This window comes from Maricaulis parjimensis (assembly GCF_016817355.1).
GTDB classification, from domain to species: domain Bacteria; phylum Pseudomonadota; class Alphaproteobacteria; order Caulobacterales; family Maricaulaceae; genus Maricaulis; species Maricaulis parjimensis.
The window spans coordinates 38,667-56,016 of sequence record NZ_JADOTT010000011.1 but is presented as its reverse complement, the minus strand read 5'-3'; the positions used below and the strand labels follow the sequence as shown (position 1 = coordinate 56,016).

Annotated in this window: 21 protein-coding genes; 6 read left to right on the top strand and 15 right to left on the bottom strand. The window is 62.2% G+C overall.

The annotated features are described in order from the left end of the window. The first annotated feature begins 8 nt into the window (after nucleotides 1–8). The 3 genes from I0K07_RS14950 to rnhA are packed head-to-tail and all read left to right on the top strand — an operon-like array spanning nucleotide 9 to nucleotide 1,245. Nucleotides 9–440: a DUF1801 domain-containing protein gene (locus I0K07_RS14950; protein WP_203294837.1), complete on the top strand. Its 432-nt coding sequence runs from the start codon at nucleotides 9–11 to the stop codon at nucleotides 438–440. Beyond that, the gene (locus tag I0K07_RS14945) at nucleotides 440–811 is read left to right on the top strand and encodes a nuclear transport factor 2 family protein (RefSeq protein ID WP_203294835.1); all 372 of its coding nucleotides are present in this window, start codon (nucleotides 440–442) and stop codon (nucleotides 809–811) included. The genes I0K07_RS14950 and I0K07_RS14945 overlap by 1 nt, the downstream gene beginning before the upstream one ends. Further along, entirely contained in the window at nucleotides 808–1,245 is a 438-nt protein-coding gene (gene rnhA / locus I0K07_RS14940; protein ID WP_203294833.1) for a ribonuclease HI, read from the top strand. Before I0K07_RS14945 ends, rnhA begins: the two co-directional genes overlap by 4 nt. On the opposite strand, the gene I0K07_RS14935 is transcribed toward rnhA, so the two are convergent. The 5 genes from I0K07_RS14935 to I0K07_RS14915 form a co-directional block, all read right to left on the bottom strand. Beyond that, nucleotides 1,242–4,604: a PAS domain-containing protein gene (locus I0K07_RS14935; protein ID WP_203294831.1), complete on the bottom strand. Its 3,363-nt coding sequence runs from the start codon at nucleotides 4,602–4,604 to the stop codon at nucleotides 1,242–1,244. The two genes, rnhA and I0K07_RS14935, sit on opposite strands and share 4 nt — an antisense overlap. A gap of 201 nt (nucleotides 4,605–4,805) precedes the next feature. Then, nucleotides 4,806–5,150, bottom strand: a complete 345-nt coding sequence (locus I0K07_RS14930; RefSeq protein WP_203294829.1) for an energy transducer TonB — start codon at nucleotides 5,148–5,150, stop codon at nucleotides 4,806–4,808. A gap of 175 nt (nucleotides 5,151–5,325) precedes the next feature. Beyond that, entirely contained in the window at nucleotides 5,326–5,790 is a 465-nt protein-coding gene (locus I0K07_RS14925) for an NfeD family protein (protein WP_203294827.1), read from the bottom strand. 26 nt (nucleotides 5,791–5,816) lie between these two features. Continuing rightward, nucleotides 5,817–6,758, bottom strand: coding sequence for an SPFH domain-containing protein (locus tag I0K07_RS14920; RefSeq protein WP_203294826.1), 942 nt, complete (start codon nucleotides 6,756–6,758; stop codon nucleotides 5,817–5,819). A 64-nt stretch (nucleotides 6,759–6,822) separates the two neighbouring features. After that, nucleotides 6,823–7,305, bottom strand: coding sequence for a peroxiredoxin (locus I0K07_RS14915; RefSeq protein WP_203294823.1), 483 nt, complete (start codon nucleotides 7,303–7,305; stop codon nucleotides 6,823–6,825). Between the two features lie 97 nt (nucleotides 7,306–7,402). On the opposite strand from I0K07_RS14915, the gene I0K07_RS14910 reads away from it, so the two are divergent. Then, a complete protein-coding gene (locus tag I0K07_RS14910) occupies nucleotides 7,403–7,990 on the top strand; it encodes a YqgE/AlgH family protein (RefSeq protein WP_203294863.1) in 588 nt (195 codons plus the stop codon). 48 nt (nucleotides 7,991–8,038) lie between these two features. After that, on the top strand, nucleotides 8,039–8,461 hold the full coding sequence (locus I0K07_RS14905) for a PaaI family thioesterase (RefSeq protein WP_203294821.1): 423 nt from the start codon (nucleotides 8,039–8,041) through the stop codon (nucleotides 8,459–8,461). Here the strand turns inward: I0K07_RS14905 and I0K07_RS14900 are convergent. The 10 genes from I0K07_RS14900 to coxB all read right to left on the bottom strand — a co-directional run bounded on the left by I0K07_RS14900 (nucleotide 8,458) and on the right by coxB (nucleotide 16,508). Further along, complete coding sequence (locus tag I0K07_RS14900; RefSeq protein WP_203294818.1) at nucleotides 8,458–9,594, bottom strand: EAL domain-containing protein; 1,137 nt, start codon at nucleotides 9,592–9,594, stop codon at nucleotides 8,458–8,460. The genes I0K07_RS14905 and I0K07_RS14900 overlap by 4 nt on opposite strands. Next, nucleotides 9,591–10,169, bottom strand: coding sequence for a GNAT family N-acetyltransferase (locus tag I0K07_RS14895; protein WP_203294816.1), 579 nt, complete (start codon nucleotides 10,167–10,169; stop codon nucleotides 9,591–9,593). The genes I0K07_RS14900 and I0K07_RS14895 overlap by 4 nt, the downstream gene beginning before the upstream one ends. Nucleotides 10,170–10,216: 47 nt before the next feature. Beyond that, the gene (locus I0K07_RS14890) at nucleotides 10,217–10,909 is read right to left on the bottom strand and encodes an SURF1 family protein (protein ID WP_203294814.1); all 693 of its coding nucleotides are present in this window, start codon (nucleotides 10,907–10,909) and stop codon (nucleotides 10,217–10,219) included. 30 nt (nucleotides 10,910–10,939) lie between these two features. Then, nucleotides 10,940–11,299, bottom strand: coding sequence for a DUF983 domain-containing protein (locus I0K07_RS14885; protein WP_203294811.1), 360 nt, complete (start codon nucleotides 11,297–11,299; stop codon nucleotides 10,940–10,942). 11 nt (nucleotides 11,300–11,310) lie between these two features. Then, entirely contained in the window at nucleotides 11,311–12,162 is an 852-nt protein-coding gene (locus tag I0K07_RS14880) for a cytochrome c oxidase subunit 3 (protein ID WP_203294809.1), read from the bottom strand. Nucleotides 12,163–12,230: 68 nt separating this feature from the next. Beyond that, a complete protein-coding gene (locus I0K07_RS14875; protein WP_203294807.1) occupies nucleotides 12,231–12,794 on the bottom strand; it encodes a cytochrome c oxidase assembly protein in 564 nt (187 codons plus the stop codon). After that, a complete protein-coding gene (locus I0K07_RS14870; RefSeq protein WP_238934932.1) occupies nucleotides 12,791–13,039 on the bottom strand; it encodes a protoheme IX farnesyltransferase in 249 nt (82 codons plus the stop codon). The genes I0K07_RS14875 and I0K07_RS14870 overlap by 4 nt, the downstream gene beginning before the upstream one ends. Further along, nucleotides 13,036–14,019 (bottom strand): heme o synthase, encoded by a 984-nt coding sequence (gene cyoE, locus I0K07_RS14865; RefSeq protein ID WP_420828493.1) that lies wholly within the window; start codon nucleotides 14,017–14,019, stop codon nucleotides 13,036–13,038. The genes I0K07_RS14870 and cyoE overlap by 4 nt, the downstream gene beginning before the upstream one ends. 18 nt (nucleotides 14,020–14,037) lie before the next feature. Then, nucleotides 14,038–15,654 (bottom strand): cytochrome c oxidase subunit I, encoded by a 1,617-nt coding sequence (gene ctaD, locus I0K07_RS14860; protein WP_203294803.1) that lies wholly within the window; start codon nucleotides 15,652–15,654, stop codon nucleotides 14,038–14,040. A gap of 14 nt (nucleotides 15,655–15,668) precedes the next feature. Next, nucleotides 15,669–16,508, bottom strand: coding sequence for a cytochrome c oxidase subunit II (gene coxB / locus I0K07_RS14855; RefSeq protein WP_238934930.1), 840 nt, complete (start codon nucleotides 16,506–16,508; stop codon nucleotides 15,669–15,671). Between the two features lie 248 nt (nucleotides 16,509–16,756). On the opposite strand from coxB, the gene I0K07_RS14850 reads away from it, so the two are divergent. After that, entirely contained in the window at nucleotides 16,757–17,314 is a 558-nt protein-coding gene (locus tag I0K07_RS14850) for a tetratricopeptide repeat protein (RefSeq protein ID WP_203294799.1), read from the top strand. Nucleotides 17,315–17,350: the final 36 nt, after the last annotated feature.

Sequence of the window (17,350 nt, the reverse complement as noted above, 5' to 3'; positions counted from 1 at the left end):
GAGGCCCCATGGGACAGGCAGAGAACAAGACCCAGCCGACACAGGTTTCACCGGCCGACCATGTCGCGTCGATCGAACATCCCGTGCGCCGGTCCGATGCAGAAACCCTTTTGGACATGATGAGCCGGATCACCGGATGGGAGGCCCGCATGTGGGGCCCGTCCATCGTCGGCTTCGGCGAATATCACTACAAGTATGACAGTGGCCGCGAAGGCGATTTCATGCGGACCGGGTTTTCGGCCCGCAAGGCCAATCTCGTTGTCTACATCATGCCCGGCTATACCGATTTCAGCAGCATCCTCGCCCGTCTCGGCAAACACAAGCTGGGGAAATCCTGCCTCTACATCAACAAGCTCGCCGATGTGGATCTGGACGTCCTCGAGGAATTGATCCGGGCCGGCCTGGCGGACATGGCCGAGAAATACCCGGACGGTGCCTGATGCCCACCTCTCCCAAATCCATCGTTCAGGCTTGGGTCGATGCCTTCAACGCGGCCGATATCGACGCCCTGACCGCGCTCTATCATCAAGATGCGGTGAACCACCAGGTCGCCTATACGCCGCTGGAAGGCCGCGACAACATCCGCCGCTTGTTCGAGACCGAATTCGCCCGTGCCACCATGGTCTGCAATGTCGAAAACCTGTTTGAGGATGGCGATTGGGCGATCCTGGAATGGAGTGATCCGGCGGGGCTGCGCGGATGTGGCTTCTTCCATGTCCAGGACGGGTTGATCCGGCTACAACGCGGCTACTTTGACCGCCTGACCTTCTACAAGGCTCAGGGCATACCCTTGGACGATATTATCGCGTGACACAGATCATCATTCATACCGACGGCGCCTGTTCCGGAAATCCCGGTCCCGGCGGCTGGGGCGCCATCCTGGAATGGAATGGCCATCGCAAGGAACTCAAGGGCGGCGAGCCGGAGACGACCAATAACCGGATGGAGATGATGGCGGCCATCAAGGCTCTCGAAGCGCTCAAGCGCTCCGACAAGGACGTCATCCTGATCACGGACAGCGTCTATTTGCGCGATGGCATCACCAAATGGATCCATGGCTGGAAAAAGCGCGGCTGGAAGACCGCCGACAAGAAGCCGGTCAAGAATGTCGATCTCTGGCAGCATCTGGACGAGCTGGCGAAAGCCCACACGATCGAGTGGCGCTGGGTGAAGGGACATGCCGGCGATCCGGGCAATGAGCGCGCCGATGAACTCGCGCGCGAAGGCCTGGCCGAAGCGCGCTAGGCGCGCTTTCGCTCCTCGGCGAGCGTATTGAGCGCCGACTGCACCAGAGCCAGGTCGAGCGGCTTGGCGAGATAACCCGTCGCGCCGATCTCCAGATACCGTTCCCGGGCGCCGGACGTCGCATCCGCCGTCACCGCATAGATGGGCAGGTTCGAATAGGGTTTTCCGCTGTCCCGGATTATGGCGATGGCATCATCCCCGGACATGACCGGCATCTGGATGTCCATGAAGACGGCATCGAATTCACTGCATTCCAGACAGTCGATGGCCTCCTGGCCATTGCATGCCGTCTCGACCTCATAGCCCGCCTTGCTGACAAGGGCCGCGGCCACGATCCGGTTGGTCTCCACATCATCGACCACAAGGACCCGGCCACCGCTGGACGTGGCCGGTGCCACATTCAGGGGTACGACAGGAGAGGCTTCTGACGCCGCTTCGACCGGCGGCAGGGGAAGTTCAAACCAGAAACACGCCCCCTCGCCCGGACGGCTGTCGACACCGATGCGGCCGCCATTGCGCTCGACGATTTCGCGGCAAATGGTCAGACCCAGGCCTGTCCCGCCATGGCGGCGCGTGGCCGAGTCGTCCACCTGCGCGAAGCGATCAAAGACATGCTTGTGCCGGTCCGCGGCGATACCCGGCCCGGTATCGATCACTTCAAAGCGGACGTGATCCTGCGGCAGAGCCCGGGCCCGTACGCGCACAGACCCCGTATCGGTGAATTTGGCGGCATTGCCGATCATGTTGATGAGAACCTGGCGAACCCGCTTGGCGTCCCCCAGAACATGCTCGGGCAGTGTCTTGTCCAGGTCCAGCTGGAGCGCCAGCCCCTTGCCTTCCGCAATGGGCCGGACCACTTCAGCGGCACCGCTGACCAGGTCGAACGGGTCAAAGGGCTCGCTGATGAATTCCGCCATGCCGGACTCGATCTTGGAGATATCCAGAACGTCTTCGATCAGGTCCAGCAAAGCCCGGCCGGAGGCCTGCAGCGTCTCGACATAATGCGACTGTTTGGCGTCCAGACCCGTCATTTTCAGGATCTGCGCCATGCCCAGCACGCCATTGAGCGGCGTGCGGATTTCATGGCTCATATTGGCCAGGAATTGCGACTTGGCGGCATTGGCGGCCTCGGCCTCGACGCGTCGGCGTTCGATCTCGGCCTGTGTCCTCACATCCTGGCTGATGTCGATATTCACGCCGGACACGACCGTGGTGCCGTCGAGGCGCCGGCGGAACACACCATGGGAGCGCACATGGCGGATATCGCCGTCGGGCCGGACGATCCGGTACTCGCTGCGGTAATCCTTGCGCTCTTCGAAAGCCGCCTCCACGACGGCGCTGACCGTGTCCCGATCCTCGGGATGCACGCACTCACGCCAGAAGTCGAGCGTGTCGGTATCATCGCCCGGCCGGTGTCCGAAGAGGCGAAGAGAGCCCTCATCCCACCAATGCTGTTGGGTATCCAGGTTGAACTCCCAGGCACCGATCCCCGAGGAATTCAGCGCAACGGCCAGGCGTGCGGACAGGGCCGCCATCTGATCGTCATGGAGTTTACGTTGGGAAATGTCTTCCAGCGATCCCAGAAGCTTGTGGGGCTTGCCCCGGCGGAAGACCGGCTTGCCGACAGCCCGGACCCAGACTGTCCGGCCATCGCCGGCCTTGATCGGCAATTCCAGATCCCAGGTCGTGTCCTTGCGGATCGAGACCAGGATGTGACGCAACAGGCGAGAATAAACCTCCGGCTCGAACAAGCCGGTCGCCTCGCGGGCGGACGGCATGAAATCCTCGGAAACACCGAATATGCCCCGCGTGATGGCATCCCATTCCAGCGTGTCCGTCTCGAACCCGTATTCCCAGCTGCCGATACCGCCCAGCTCGGTGACCGCTTCCAGACGGGAGCGGCTGCGGGCTTCGGCTTCGACCAGGCGCATGCGCTCGGTGATATCTTCTGCGGAACCGGCCATGCGAATGGCCTTGCCGTTCTCGTCATACTGCGTATGCCCGCGCACGAAGAGATCGATGTAGTGCCCGTCGCCATGCTGGTAGCGATAGGTCATCTCAAGCGCGGTACCGTCATTCCAGGCCTCGCCCAGCCCCTGTTCGACGCGATGCCGGTCCTCAGGGTGGACACGGCTGAGCAGGAGATCGATGCCGTTTCTGGCATAGGTGCCGCGCGCCTGACCCTCACTGGCGGTCCGGCCAAGGATCTCAAGCAGCCGGTTCGAGGTGAAGAGCGTCCCCTCCTCCATGTCGATTTCCCAGATCCCGGCCGACACACCATTGAGCGCCAGCTGGAAGCGGCGCTCGGAACGCTCAAGGCGTTGCTGGGCCTCGAACCGGGCCCGTGCAGACCGGCGTGCATGATTGAGATCGCCAATGACCTGGATCAGGGGTTCACAGGAATCCAGCAAGCGGTCGGTATACCCGCCCTCACGGTTGGCCAGGGAAACGATGGCCACGACCTCGCCCAGACAGCGCACCGGGATGCCGGCAAAATTGTCAACGAACTCACCGTTCGGCATGGGGCGTGCCAGCGGATTGGCCGCCGGCGCGTTGCAGAACATGCGCTCGCCGGTCTGTGCCACTTCGCCCGCCAGGGAGCCACCGCACCGGTATTCCAGCGGAACCGCCGCATTGAGCCCGTAGGACTCAAAATCCCGACGATCATCCTTCGACTCGACAAAGACCTGGGCCCGAACAAGCCGGCCCTCATCGTCTTCCAGCATTTCGCCGAGAAAGGCGATACCGGTTCCCGTGATTTCCGCGAGCAATTCGAGCAAGCGCCGGAACGCGGTATCCATCACAGCCGGGTCAGCGAGATAATCGCCATGCTCGCGCGCAATCTCGTCCAGTATCGCGTTGGCAGCGCGGCCTTGGGCGGCCGCAAACTCGGAGGCGATACGGTCTTCGACCAGCCTGGCCAGGCTGACCAGCTGTTGCCTGGCACCGGCATCCAGGTTCAAGGGCTTACTGTCCATGACGCACAAGACGCCAATGCGCTCGCCGCCGGGTTCGTGAATGGCAATTCCCGCATATCCCCGAATGCAGGCGGACCCATGAACCATGGAACTTTCGGCAAAGCGGGGATCGTTTTTGGCATCCGGTATCTCGACCAGAGCATCGCTCTCCAGCACAACCGGACAGATCGCGTCAGCCCGCGGTGTTTCCTGTTGAGCGATTCCCGTGCGGGCCTTGAACCATTGACGGTTCTCATCGACGAGGGAAATCGCCGCCATGGGCGTGCCGGTGACGGCCACGGCCAGCTCGACGAGCGCGTCGAAGCCCGCATCGACATCCGTGTCGAGCAGGTCCAGACGCTTGAGGGCCTGAATCCGTTTGTCTTCGCGAAAATCGCTCATCCGCGCTCCCAGAAGCGCGCAAGTTCCACAGGGCGCTTTTCGTTTTCGGGACTCTGCACAAACACGATTACTACCCTCTAAACAGGTCTAGTTTTGCAAAGCATCCAGGCGGAGCAAGAAAAAGGGCTGTATCCATCCGGATACAGCCCTGAATCAGATCTGCCAGGCAGCCGGTTTCCCTGCCCCGGCGATCACGCCATCCTAGTTGGACAGGCGGAATTCCAGCTCACGGCTGTGGCCGTCGGTCTGCTCGCCAGCCGGGGCATAGCGCCAGTTTTCGATGGCAGCCAGGGCAGCGCGGTCGAACACGCCAGCCGGATCAGCCTCGACCACGCGTGCGTTGACGACTTCGCCGGTCGCAGCAATCGAGTACTCGATGCGCACGGAGCCTTCGATGCCACGGCGCTCGGCACCACGCGGATATTCCGGAGCGACCAGCTCGACCGCTTCACGGTCCGGCGTGGTCAGGGCGGAGGCCGGAGCCGTCAGGGCAGCCGGAGCCAGGATGGCGGAGAAGACGAGGGCGGAGACGATTTGTTTTTTCATGACGCTCACTTGAGGTTTGGAATGCGAAAGCGAGCGCGTATCTAGACCCGGCAAGTTTCCAGCCAGCTTCCAGATTTCGTAAAATTCGATCTATCACTGTCATAAGGTATGCACGGCGCCATGCGCTGCACAAAACGGCGGCGGACCAGCCCCGCAAGGCCGGTCCGCAGAAAGCTTATTGCGGTGCGATGATAAGGATCACACCCTTGACCGCGCGCACAATGAGCGTGTCGCCGGCCTTGGCGTCTTCGCCGCTTTCCATTTCCGCCGCCCATTCGGTATCGCCATAGCGAACCCGGCCGCGACCGGAGGAAAAATCGGCGACCACAACGACGCGTTCGCCGACCATGCGGGCCGAGCGGTCATTCAGACCACTGTTCGCGCCCGCCTTCAGGGCCGGACGGACATAGCGGTCCCCCACCCAAAGCAGGGGCAGGGTCAGCACGGCGAACACGCCCAGCTGCACCGGCCAGCTGACACCGAACATCTCCATGGCGACGAAACCGGTCAGAAAGGCGGCCGCCGCCGGCCAGAGGAGATAGGTGGTACCGGTCAGCACCTCGCCGATCAGGATCAGGCCGGCAATCGCCCACCAGGCCCACATATTCATGCGGCCGAAAAGGTCCGTGATGATATCCATCGAGTTCCTCCTTTCGATCCTTGATCCTAGGTCTTGTTCCTGGTGGCCTCGCTGACAGCGTCATGCGCAGCCTTGCCCAGTTCACCCACACCGGTGATCGTACCGATAATGTTCGAGAACTCGGCCGGGATGATCACGGTGCGCTGCTGGTCGCTGGTCGCCAGCATGCCGAAGGCTTCGACATATTTCTGGCCCAGGAAGTAGTTGATCGCCGAAACGTCACCCTTGGCGATGGCATCGGACACCATCTGCGTGGCCTTGGCCTCGGCCTCGGCTTCACGTTCACGGGCCTCAGCGTCCAGGAAGGCACTTTCCTTGCGGCCCTCGGCTTCGCGGATCGCGGCTTCCTTCTCGCCCTCGGCGCGCAGGATGGCGGACTGTTTGGCCCCTTCCGCTTCGAGGATCTCGGCACGCTTGAGGCGTTCCGCCTTCATCTGACGGGCCATCGCCTCGGTGATGTCGACCGGCGGGGACAGGTCCCGGATCTCGATCCGGGTGACTTTCACGCCCCAGGGATTGGTCGCGGCATCGATCACGCCCAGAAGACGGGCATTGATCTCGTCACGCTTGGACAGGGTCTCGTCCAGGTCCATGGCACCGATCACCGTCCGCACATTGGTCAGGGCGAGATTGATGATGGCAAATTCCAGATTATCGACCTCATAGGCCGCGCGCGGCGCGTCCAGCACCTGGATGAAGACCACGGCATCGACCGAAACGGTCGCATTGTCGCGCGTGATCACGTCCTGGTTCGGCACGTCGAGAACACGCTCGCGCATATTCATCTTGTAGCCGACCGAGTCGATGAAGGGCACGAGGAAGTGGAGGCCCGGCTTCAGCGTCCGCGTGAAGCGGCCAAAGCGTTCCACAGTGAATTCCCGGCCTTGCGGCACCGTCTTGATCACCGAGGCGATGATGAACAGCGCCAGCAGGAACAGGACACCAATTCCGATCAGTCCAAAATCCATGTGAACCCTCCATTTCCTTGTTGTGGTTGCCGGGGGCACGCAGGCCCCCGGAACAGATTCCAGGTCAGAGAAGACCCAGAATGTAGTCGGCAGACGAGACCTTGAACTCGCCCGGACCCTCGACATTGAGTTCCGATACGACCCCGTCCTTGACGATCATGGAGAAACGCTGGGAGCGCGTTCCCATGCCGAAACCGGATCCGTCCATCACCAGGCCGATCGCCTTGGCGAAATCGCCATTACCGTCTGCCAGCATGACCACATCATCACCGGCATTCTGGGACTTGCCCCAGGCATCCATAACGAAGACATCATTGACCGAGACACAGGCAATCGTGTCGACACCCTTGGCCTTGATCTCCTCGGCCTTCTCGACGAAGCCCGGCAGGTGTTTGGCGGAACAGGTCGGGGTGAAGGCACCCGGCACGGCGAACAGGGCGACAGTCTTGCCCTTGAACACGTCATCCGTGCTCAGCTTGTTCGGACCATCCGGCGTCATCGTCATGAACGTGGCGTCGGGAAGACGGTCACCAACCGAAAGCGTCATCTTGTTTCTCCTCCAATGAATATGATCGCATTACCACACGGCAAGATAGCGGGAAGATGGCTGGACGCATCCCCTGTTTGGAGCGAACATGCAACTCATGCAGTCCGACCGCCCGACAGATGTGGATGACAGCTTCCTGGCCGGCAAAATTCTTGTGGCCACCCCCAGCATTGGCGATCCCCGCTTTGACCGCTCGGTGATCCTGATGTGCGATCATTCCGCCGAACACGCAATGGGAATTGTGATCAACAAGCCCATTGAGGGCATCCGTCTGCCGGAATTGCTGGAGCAGCTGGATATCGAGGCCTGCCGGCAAGCGCCCGACCGTCCCGTCCTTCTCGGCGGGCCCGTCGACCGGGATCGCGGCTTTGTCATCCACACCACGGACTACATGACGCCGGAGTCCAGCCTTCCCGTCTGCCCGGGCCTCGCCCTCACCGCGACCAAGGATGTGCTGGAGGCCATCGCCTCGCCGCATCCGCCGCGCCGCAGCCTGATGGCGCTGGGCTATGCCGGCTGGGGTGCCGGGCAGTTGGAAGATGAGCTGACAGCCAATGCCTGGCTCGTCACGGAACCCGATGCCGGCCTGATCTTCGACACGCCGGACTCGGCCAAATGGGAACGCGCTCTTGACCTGCTGGGCGTAACACCCGAACACCTGTCAGCACTGACCGGTCACGCCTGACCGGGCTGCCATCCTCCCGAAGACCCACACAAAAACCAAGGTCCTCCCATGCCCGCACACATCATGGACAGCGGCGAGTTCGCCGGCTGGAAACACTGGCCCGAAGATCCGTTCGAACTGGCCGCCGGCCCTTTCTACATGACTGAGGACGATCAGGGCGTGCGATGTGCCTTCCGGGTCCAGCCGCACCAGGTCAACGGCATGGGCTCCGTGCATGGCGGCTGCTTCATGACATTTGCGGATTTCTGCCTGTTCGGCTTCGCCCAGGAAGCCTTGGGCCAGTCCTATGGCGTGACGGTCAGCATGAATACGGAGTTTCTGGCGGGTGCCCGGATCGGCCAGCTGGTGGAAGCCCGCGGCGAAGTTCTGCGCGCCGGCGGATCATTGATCTTCGTGCGCGGTGTGGTGACATGCGAAGACGCGATCTGCCTGAACTTCTCCGGCACGATCAAACGTCTGCGCAACCGCTAGGCTGACGGCGCCCGGAAGCGTCCGGCAATCCCGGCGCGGATGGCCTGGCCGGCCGCCTCGGGCGACAGGGCGCCAGCATAGCGGAAGCCCTGGGCGAAGTGACACCCCATCTCGCCCAACCGATGCGCGGCATCCTCGGTCTCCACGCCCTCGGCAACGACTTTCATGCCGAAATGCGTGGCCAGCTGGATGACGGATTTAACGACCGTCCCGGCGGCTTCGTCCGCCGTCATGGCCCGCACGAAATAGCGGTCGATCTTGACGATATCGAAGGGCAGCATGTCGAGACGCGCCAGCGAGGAATAACCGGTCCCGAAATCATCGAGCGCCAGGGCAATGCCCGCCTCTGACAAACGGGCCATGGATTCCGCAGCCCGTTCCGGATCACGCATGATCTCGGTCTCGGCGATCTCCAGCTTGAATTGGCCGGCCGGCAGCCTGGCCGCCTGCACCCGCTCGATCAGCCGGTCGCAGAAATCCGGATCGACCAGTTCGCTGACAGTCGCATTGGCCGAGACAAAAACCGATTGCGCCATGTCATGCGCGCTGCGCCAGGCCGACAATTCGGTGGCGGCATGCTCGCGAACACAGTCGGAGATGCGCTCCAACAGGTCGAGATCATCGGCCATGTCGAGAAAATCATCCGGACCAATGACGCCCAGTTCGGGCCGGTCCCAGCGGGCCAGGGCCTCGAACCCGGCCAAACATCCCGTATCCAGCGCAATGATCGGCTGGAACCAGGCCAGCACATCGCCATTCTCCACGCCGCGTGCCAGGGCGTGTTCCTCGCTGATGCGGTCGGCATGCATGGCACTGGAGCCGGCCGGCGTCATCAGGCCTTCGATCCGGGTCTCGCTGACGCGCTGCCCCATCAGGCGGACATAGGAGAGACGGCCCTCCTCGCCGATCACCCGGATACGCAGATCGATACGCGCCGTACCCAGCGCCGCTTCCAGACGCGCCTGATCCGCCGGGCCGAGCCGGGCGAGAAAACCCGCCCAGTCGAATTCGCTCTGGCTCAAGCCGACAGCTGCGGGGTCGCCGGTCAGGACAAGCCGGTCCGCCACCGCATCATAGGCAAAGGCCACCGCCCCTGCGGCGCGGACGCCGGCTTCGAAATCAGCCTGGGTCATAGACGCGGATCGGAGGCGATGATGGCGTAGCGCTCATGGTCGCGCCACTCACCCGCAATATTGAGATAGGAGCGCGCCAGGCCCTCATGGGTAAAGCCCACGCCTTCCAGCAGGGTGCGCGAGGCCTTGTTCTGAGGCTGGCAGGCCGCCTCGACCCGGTGGAGGCGCAGCTCGTCAAAGGCGAAGGCCAGGACACGGCGCACGGCAGCGCGCGTATGGCCCTGGCGCACATAGGGGGTGCCGATCCAATAGCCGATATCGGCACTCTGGAGCACGCCGCGACGGACATTGTTCAGATTGCAGGCGCCGAGCAGGACATCATCCCTGGAGCGCATCACGAAGAAGGGGTAGCCCGAGCCGGCATTGCGGTCGGCATCATAGCGCTCGATCCGGCGGCGGAAGGCCCCTTTGGACAATTCGTCGGCCGTCCAGGCCGGTTCCCAGGGCTCGGTGTGGGACCGCGAGGCACTGCGCAGTTTCGCCCAGGCTTCATAATCTTCCAGCCGCGGCGCGCGCAAACGCACGCCCTGTCCCATCAGGGTCTCATCCCAAGCGGTTTCGCGCCAGACTGCCACCGGTTCCACTCTCCTGTCCGGGCGGCTTCGAGGCCACCTTCTCTACATCATTCAGGCCGGTTTGACCCGCCCAGTTTCAATCGCCCCTGACCGATATGCAGGGCGAGATAAACCCCGACCAGCGCCAGGGCCAGCCCGTACCAGGTCAGCGCATAGCCGAAATGGCGCGAAGGTGGCGTCTGGGCCAGCACAGCCGGCAAACCGTTATCCGCCACAGCCCACACATCCAGAACCTGATCCGGGTCGATCTGGAGTGCGTCCGCCATGGCAGCAGGATCGAAACGATACCACTGATTGGTATCCGGATCGTTGCGAGAACTGAAAATCCCTGCAGCCGGGACCGGTTCCAGCCGCCAGGCCCGGGGTGCGACACGATCTTCGCCCTGCAGGGGTTCGAATGCGGTCTCAACGAGAAGATAGGAAGTCTCCCCTCCCTCGCCGCAGGCCGGCAAGCGGATCGCGCCCAGCCGGACCCATCCGGCGCGGTCACGGAGCGTGTAATAGCGCAGCGTATCGCCCGTCAGGGGCATCGGCGCTTCGACCCGGGGTGAAAACCCGGCCTCGCCGAGTGTGCACACGGCGGGGCCAAACCCGTTGATCGTGGTCCGGTTTTCATAGGCGGCAATCCGCTCGGCCTTCCAGCCCATGCGTTCGACCTGCCAGTGCCCCAGCCAGAGCAGGAGCGCCAGCGCCGGAATGGAAAACACGGTCAGCCAGGGATGCGGTCGGAAATGGAGCATGGCGTCCACAAGGATCACTGCCGCGAGGGCCTAGTCGTCCAACCGGGCTTCCTGGGCATCGTGACGGTATTGAAGGGCGAAGAGCAGGCCCTTGATGGGCCGCAGGAAGACGATCGAGGCGACCGGAATGAAGGGCAGCTGGATCAGCATATGCCCCCACCAGGGCGGCCGGAATGCGACCTCGATGAGAAGGTAGAGCACGACCGCCAGGAAGCCGACGATGAAGAGGACGAAGACCGAGGCCCCGTCGCCGACATCGGCAGATTCAAAATCGGCGCCGCACACATCACAGCGCGGCGCCAATTTGAGAAGTCCGTCAAACATGGCGCCCTCTCCGCAGGCCGGGCAGTGGCCGGACAGGCCTGCCTGGATGGGAGAGGGTTGGTCCATGACGCCGGCGCCTAGCCGAAGATGACGTAGACGAAGGCGAACAGGAAGAGCCAGACCACGTCCACGAAGTGCCAGTACCAGGCGGCCGCTTCGAGACCGAAATGCTTCTCCGGGGTGAACTGGCCGGCCAGAAGGCGAACCAGGCAAACCGCCAGGAAGATCGTACCGATGACAACGTGGGCACCGTGGAAGCCGGTCGCCATGAAGAAGGTGGAACCATAGAGATTGCCGCCATCAGCCATGGAGAAGGCAAAGTGCGCTTCCATGTATTCCACCACCTGCAGAGAGGTGAAGCAGACGCCCAGGATGACCGTGAAGATCAGGCCCAGCTTGGCGCCCTTGCGATCGCCGTGCTGCAGCGCGTGGTGCGCCCAGGTCACCGTGGTGCCCGACAGCAGCAGGATCAGCGTGTTCATCAGCGGGATGTGCCACGGGTTGAAGGTCTCGACACCCGCCGGCGGCCACTGGGCCAGACCCGGGTCGAGGCGAACCTCGTGGAAGATCGCGTATTCGAAGAAGGCCCAGAACCAGGCCACGAAGAACATCACTTCGGACGCGATGAACATGATCATGCCATAGCGCAGGTGCAGGTCCACGACCGGGGTGTGGTCACCCTGGCGGCTTTCCTTGATCACATCGCCCCACCAGCCGATCATCGTGTAGATGACCACGGCAAAGCCGAGGATCAGACCACCGAACGAACCGTCGCCATACATGAAGGCCAGCGGGTGATCGGCGCCCACCAGACCCTTCATATTGCCAACGGCGCCTACGGCCAGAAGGAAAGCGCCCAGCGAGCCGACGAACGGCCACGGGCTCGGGTCAACAAGGTGGTAGTCGTGCTTAGCGGCATGCCCAGCCATCGCGAATCTCCTGCGATATCAATCAGCCCTTTGCGCCCTGATACAGGGTGGGCTCAAAAGGTTCAATGCTAAGGCGCGGCGTCAGACGAAGCCGCATCCCCCTCGGATTCAAAAAACGTATAGGACAGCGTCATGGTGTGGACGTCATCCAGCCGGCGTTCCTCATCGATCAGCGGATCAACAAAGAAGAGAACCGGCATCTGCACAGTCTCGCCAGGCTGCAGCGTCTGCTCGGTGAAGCAGAAGCATTCCAGCTTGGAAAAATAGGAGGCGGCCTTGAAGGGCGCCACGTTGAAAGTCGCCACCCCGGTGATCGGATGGTCGGTGATATTGGTCGCCGTGTAATAGGCCAGGGCCGTCTCGCCGACGCGGACGGTCATGGACCGCTGCACCGGGCTGAATTCCCAGCCCAGATTGCGGTTCACATTGGCGTCGAACAGGACGGTCATCTCGCGATCGAGAATCGCTCCGGCCTCGCCCGTGGCTATGGTCGTGGTACCGCCATAGCCGGTCACCGCGCAAAACAGGTTGTAGAGCGGCACGGCTGCAAAGGCTGCGCCGACCATGGTGATGGACGTGGCCGCCGCCATCAGGGCGACGCGCGTGTTCTGGCTGGCTGGCAAACGGATCATCCGGCGGCTCCCGCTGCAACATTCTGGCTGAGGCGAACAACCGTGATCAGGAAGACCGCAACCATGAAGGCGACAAGGCTGAGCGCGATATAGACATTGCGCTTCTTGCGGGCAGCCAGTTGTTCCGGCGTCAGCGCGACCTGTTCACCGGTCGGGCGGCCTTCGCGATGGTAAAAACCGAAATTGTCGGCGCGATCCTTCGCCGCCTGTTCGGCCTCTGTCAGGGTTTTTGTCTCGTCACTCATCCGATCACTCCGGGGATGGCGAGATAAGCACCAAATCCGTGCTCGGCGATCAATGCGGCAAAAAGCGCAGCCAGATAGCCGATGGAGAAGGCGAACAGGTCACGGGCGGCCTTGTCACCGGCGCGGACGGCATACAGCGCACCCTCTTCGGCCGACCCTGCCTCACCGGCGCGCGAATTGAACACGCGCCAGGCCAGCAGCAGGAAGAGTGCACCACCGCCCAGCGAGGTCAGCGCATAGACGACACCGCCCAGACCGGTCAGGACCGGAGCCCCGGCAAACACGACCAGGACCAGCGAATAGAGCAGGATCTGCAGACGCGTGGATTTGGCACCCTTGGCGACCGGCATCATCGGGATACCGGCAGCGGCATAGTCACCGGACTTGTAGAGCGCCAGCGCCCAGGAATGGGGCGGCGTCCACAGGAAGATGATCATGAAGAGGATGACCGCATCCAGCGAGATCTCGCCGGTCGCAGCGACCCAGCCGATCATCGGCGGGAAGGCACCTGCGGCACCGCCGATCACGATATTCTGCGGCGTCCGGCGCTTGAGATACATCGTGTAGATGACGGCATAGAAGAAGATGGAGAAGGCCAGCAGGCCCGCGGCCAGATAGTTCGAGGCCAGCGCCATCAGCAGAACCGAGAGCACCGAGGCCACGATCCCGAACCCATAGGCATTGCTGACCGAGACGGCACCGCGCGGAACCGGGCGCTTTTGCGTCCGCTTCATCGTCGCGTCGATATCCGCATCATAGGCCATGTTGAGCGCACCGGCGGCACCGGCACCCACGGCCAGGCACAGGATCGACATCGCGGCCAGGAAAGGATCCGCATCGACCGGCGCTGCGACCAGACCGGCGAAGGCGGTGAAGACGACAAGCGTCATCACGCGCGGCTTCATCAGGTCAAAAAAGTCGCGGGGCGAGGCTGTCGAAACAGCCTCGCCCTCTGCGCGATTGACGCTGGAATTGGTCAGCGTATCCAACGGACTACCTTATTTGATCTTCGGCAGCTCGCTGAACTGGTGGAAGGGCGGCGGAGAGGACAGGGTCCACTCGAGCGTCGTTGCCCCTTCACCCCACGGATTGGCGTCGGCCTTCCGGCGGCGGATGATCGCATCGATCAGCACCAGGAAGAAGAACGCCATACCGATCAGCATCACCACATAGCCCCAGGACGACACCATGTTCCAGAAGGCGTGGCCGTCCGCATAGTCAACATAGCGGCGCGGCATGCCCTGCAGGCCCAGGAAGTGCTGCGGGAAGAAGATGATGTTGGCACCGACGAAGAAGAACAGGAATTGCAGCCGTGCGAACAGCGAGTTGTACTTCACGCCGAAGATCTTCTCGAACCAGTAGTACCAGCCGGCAAAGATCGCGAAGACGGCACCCAGCGACAGCACGTAGTGGAAGTGCGCCACCACGTAATAGGTGTCGTGCAGGGCCTGGTCGACGCCGGCATTGGCCAGCACCACGCCCGTCACACCGCCAACGGTGAACAGGAAGATGAAGCCGATCGCCCACATCATCGGCGTGCGGAACTCGATGGAACCGCCCCACATCGTCGCGATCCAGGAGAAGATCTTGATGCCTGTGGGAACCGCGATGACCATGGTGGCGGCCACGAAATAGGCCTTCAGATCAACCGGCATGCCGACCGTATACATGTGGTGTGCCCACACGATGAAGCCGATGAAGCCGATCGCGACCATGGCGTAGGCCATCCCGAGATAACCGAAGATCGGCTTGCGCGAGAAGGTCGACACGATGTGCGAGATGATGCCGAAGCCCGGCAGGATGAGGATGTAGACTTCCGGGTGACCGAAGAACCAGAACAAGTGCTGGTACATCACCGGGTCGCCGCCACCTTCCGGCGCGAAGAAAGCCGTGCCGAAATTGCGGTCCGTCAGCAGCATGGTCAGGGCGCCGGCCAGAACCGGCAGCGACAGCAGCAGCAGGAAGACCGTCACCAGAACCGACCAGACAAAGAGCGGCATCTTGTGGATGGTCATGCCCGGAGCGCGCATGTTGAAGATGGTGGTGATGAAGTTGATCGAACCCAGGATCGAGCTGACACCGGCAATGTGCAGCGACAGGATCAGCAGGTCCATCGCCGGACCATTATGGCCCGATGTCGAGAGCGGCGGGTAGAGCACCCAGCCGCCACCGAAGCCCATATCGCCACCGGCACCCGGCACGAACATCGACATCACCGCAAGGATGAAGGCGAAGGGCAGGAGCCAGAAGGAGATGTTGTTCATGCGCGGGAAGGCCATATCCGGCGCCCCGATCATGAGCGGCACAAACCAGTTGCCGAAACCACCGATCATGGCCGGCATGACCATGAAGAAGATCATGATCAGGCCGTGCATCGTCGTGGCGACGTTATAATTGTGCTCGTTACCCCAGAAACCGTTGTTGAAGACCTGAAGGCCCGGTTCTGCGAGTTCCCAGCGCATCAGGCCGGACAGGCCACCACCAATGATCCCCGCGAAGATCGCGAAGAGCAGGTACATCGTGCCGATGTCCTTGTGGTTGGTGGAGAAGACCCAACGGCGCCAGTCCCACATGGACGGCGTGTGATCGTCGTGCGTAGCAGCGTCAGCAGACATGGTTCAGCCCATCCCTAGTCCAGTTGCGCCAGGCGCGTTTCCCGCGCGGCGGAGTATTCAGCAATCACGGCATTGGCCTCGTCCGAACCCGGACCGGCTGCCACCCAGGCGTCAAACACGTCCTGGGACACCGCATGCACTTCGATCGGCATGAAAGCGTGGCGGATGCCGCACAGTTCGGAACACTGACCGTAATACGTGCCTTCCTCGTTCACCTGGAACCAGGCTTCGTTGATGCGGCCCGGAATAGCATCCATCTTGGTGCCAAAGGCCGGCATTGCCCAGTTGTGGATCACGTCGGCAGCGGTCACCTGGAGGCGGACCGTGGCACCGACCGGCACGACCAGCGGGTAGTCGACCGACAGGTTGCGCAGCTGGCCTTCAGCCAGGTCTTCCTCGGCCACCATGGTGGAGATGTATTCCGGAACGTCTTGGTCCGGATATTCATAACCCCAATACCACTGGTAACCCGTCGCCTTGATGGTGAAGTCGGCTTCCGGAATCTCGTCCTGGAAATACAGGAGCGGGAAGGAAAAGACCGCGATCACGACCAGGATCAGGATCGGAACGGCCGTCCACACCACTTCGAGCAGCGTGTTGTGGCTGTTCTTGGAAGGCGTCGGATTGGCCTTGCGGTTGTAGCGGATCATTACCCACAGAAGCAGGCCCATCACGAAGATCGTGATCGGAATGATGATCCAAAGCAGAAGGTTATGGAATTCGTTGATACGCTCCATGATGGGCGTAACAGCGGGCTGGAAGCCCAGATTTCCGTCGGTCGGCTGGCCGGGCGTCGCGAAGGCGCCGGCGGCGGCAGTCATCCAAGTGAGCGCAATTGCGGTCAGGAATCGCATGGCTTCCCCATACAAGTCAGGCATTAAGGCAGGGAACTCCCGCCGATGGCGGCGGAATATAGAGCCCGTCCCCGGCCCTGTCAGGCCATCAACGGTATTTTTTGTGGAGGCTTTCGCACAAAAGCTCAGCTCTATTTTCAAACCCTTGAATTATTTCAGATTTTATTGGGGGCACAGAAAGTTGAACCATCCCCCGGCTCGTCTTGTGGTACCATATAGCGCCCGAAATCGAGTGAAAGGAGCCCGTGATGCGTCCATTCGTCTCAGTTTTGTTCCTCGCGTCAGTCAGTCTGGCAGCCCCCGCCAGCGGCCAGATTCTGGTCGTCGGCGAATCACCGGCCGCCATGTGTTTCCAGAACGCGGCCGCAGGCCGGTCCGACCTTCGCGCCCTCGATGATTGCGATCGCGCGCTTGAAACCACCAGTGTGCGCCGGCGAGACCGGATCGCGACCTTCATCAATCGTGGCATCATCCTGATGTATCGCGGCGACAGCGAAGGCGCACTGGTCTCCTATGACCGTGCCGAGCAGATGGGGGCCGAGGAACCGGCCTCGCTGGCCCTGAACCGGTCCAGCGCCCTGATCCGGTTGAGCCGTTTCTCCGAGGCCATCGAACAGACCGATATCGTCATAGCCCTGAATGAGCGCAATCTGGCCGAGGCCTGGCTCAATCGCGGTGTGGCTTTGGAGTTCATGGGTGATCTGGAGGGTGCCTACCGGTCCTATTCCCGCGCGCTCGAATTGCGGCCGGACTGGCCCATGGCCCAGCGTGAAGTCTCGCGCTTCACCGTGGAATCCTCGCGCTGACGCAGTGAGGTGTGTTTGCTACCGGGGCAGGCTCGA

Coding starts and splice junctions, on each gene's coding strand:
- I0K07_RS14870 (WP_238934932.1), bottom strand. CDS start 13,039: ATGAGTGACGAGACAAAAACCCTGACAGAGGCCGAACAGGCGGCGAAG.
- I0K07_RS14945 (WP_203294835.1), top strand. CDS start 440: ATGCCCACCTCTCCCAAATCCATCGTTCAGGCTTGGGTCGATGCCTTC.
- I0K07_RS14880 (WP_203294809.1), bottom strand. CDS start 12,162: ATGGCTGGGCATGCCGCTAAGCACGACTACCACCTTGTTGACCCGAGC.
- I0K07_RS14920 (WP_203294826.1), bottom strand. CDS start 6,758: ATGGATTTTGGACTGATCGGAATTGGTGTCCTGTTCCTGCTGGCGCTG.
- I0K07_RS14850 (WP_203294799.1), top strand. CDS start 16,757: ATGCGTCCATTCGTCTCAGTTTTGTTCCTCGCGTCAGTCAGTCTGGCA.
- I0K07_RS14930 (WP_203294829.1), bottom strand. CDS start 5,150: ATGAAAAAACAAATCGTCTCCGCCCTCGTCTTCTCCGCCATCCTGGCT.
- ctaD (WP_203294803.1), bottom strand. CDS start 15,654: ATGTCTGCTGACGCTGCTACGCACGACGATCACACGCCGTCCATGTGG.
- I0K07_RS14950 (WP_203294837.1), top strand. CDS start 9: ATGGGACAGGCAGAGAACAAGACCCAGCCGACACAGGTTTCACCGGCC.
- I0K07_RS14885 (WP_203294811.1), bottom strand. CDS start 11,299: ATGGACCAACCCTCTCCCATCCAGGCAGGCCTGTCCGGCCACTGCCCG.
- I0K07_RS14875 (WP_203294807.1), bottom strand. CDS start 12,794: ATGATCCGTTTGCCAGCCAGCCAGAACACGCGCGTCGCCCTGATGGCG.
- coxB (WP_238934930.1), bottom strand. CDS start 16,508: ATGCGATTCCTGACCGCAATTGCGCTCACTTGGATGACTGCCGCCGCC.
- I0K07_RS14925 (WP_203294827.1), bottom strand. CDS start 5,790: ATGGATATCATCACGGACCTTTTCGGCCGCATGAATATGTGGGCCTGG.
- I0K07_RS14935 (WP_203294831.1), bottom strand. CDS start 4,604: ATGAGCGATTTTCGCGAAGACAAACGGATTCAGGCCCTCAAGCGTCTG.
- I0K07_RS14905 (WP_203294821.1), top strand. CDS start 8,039: ATGCCCGCACACATCATGGACAGCGGCGAGTTCGCCGGCTGGAAACAC.
- I0K07_RS14900 (WP_203294818.1), bottom strand. CDS start 9,594: ATGACCCAGGCTGATTTCGAAGCCGGCGTCCGCGCCGCAGGGGCGGTG.
- I0K07_RS14890 (WP_203294814.1), bottom strand. CDS start 10,909: ATGCTCCATTTCCGACCGCATCCCTGGCTGACCGTGTTTTCCATTCCG.
- I0K07_RS14915 (WP_203294823.1), bottom strand. CDS start 7,305: ATGACGCTTTCGGTTGGTGACCGTCTTCCCGACGCCACGTTCATGACG.
- I0K07_RS14910 (WP_203294863.1), top strand. CDS start 7,403: ATGCAGTCCGACCGCCCGACAGATGTGGATGACAGCTTCCTGGCCGGC.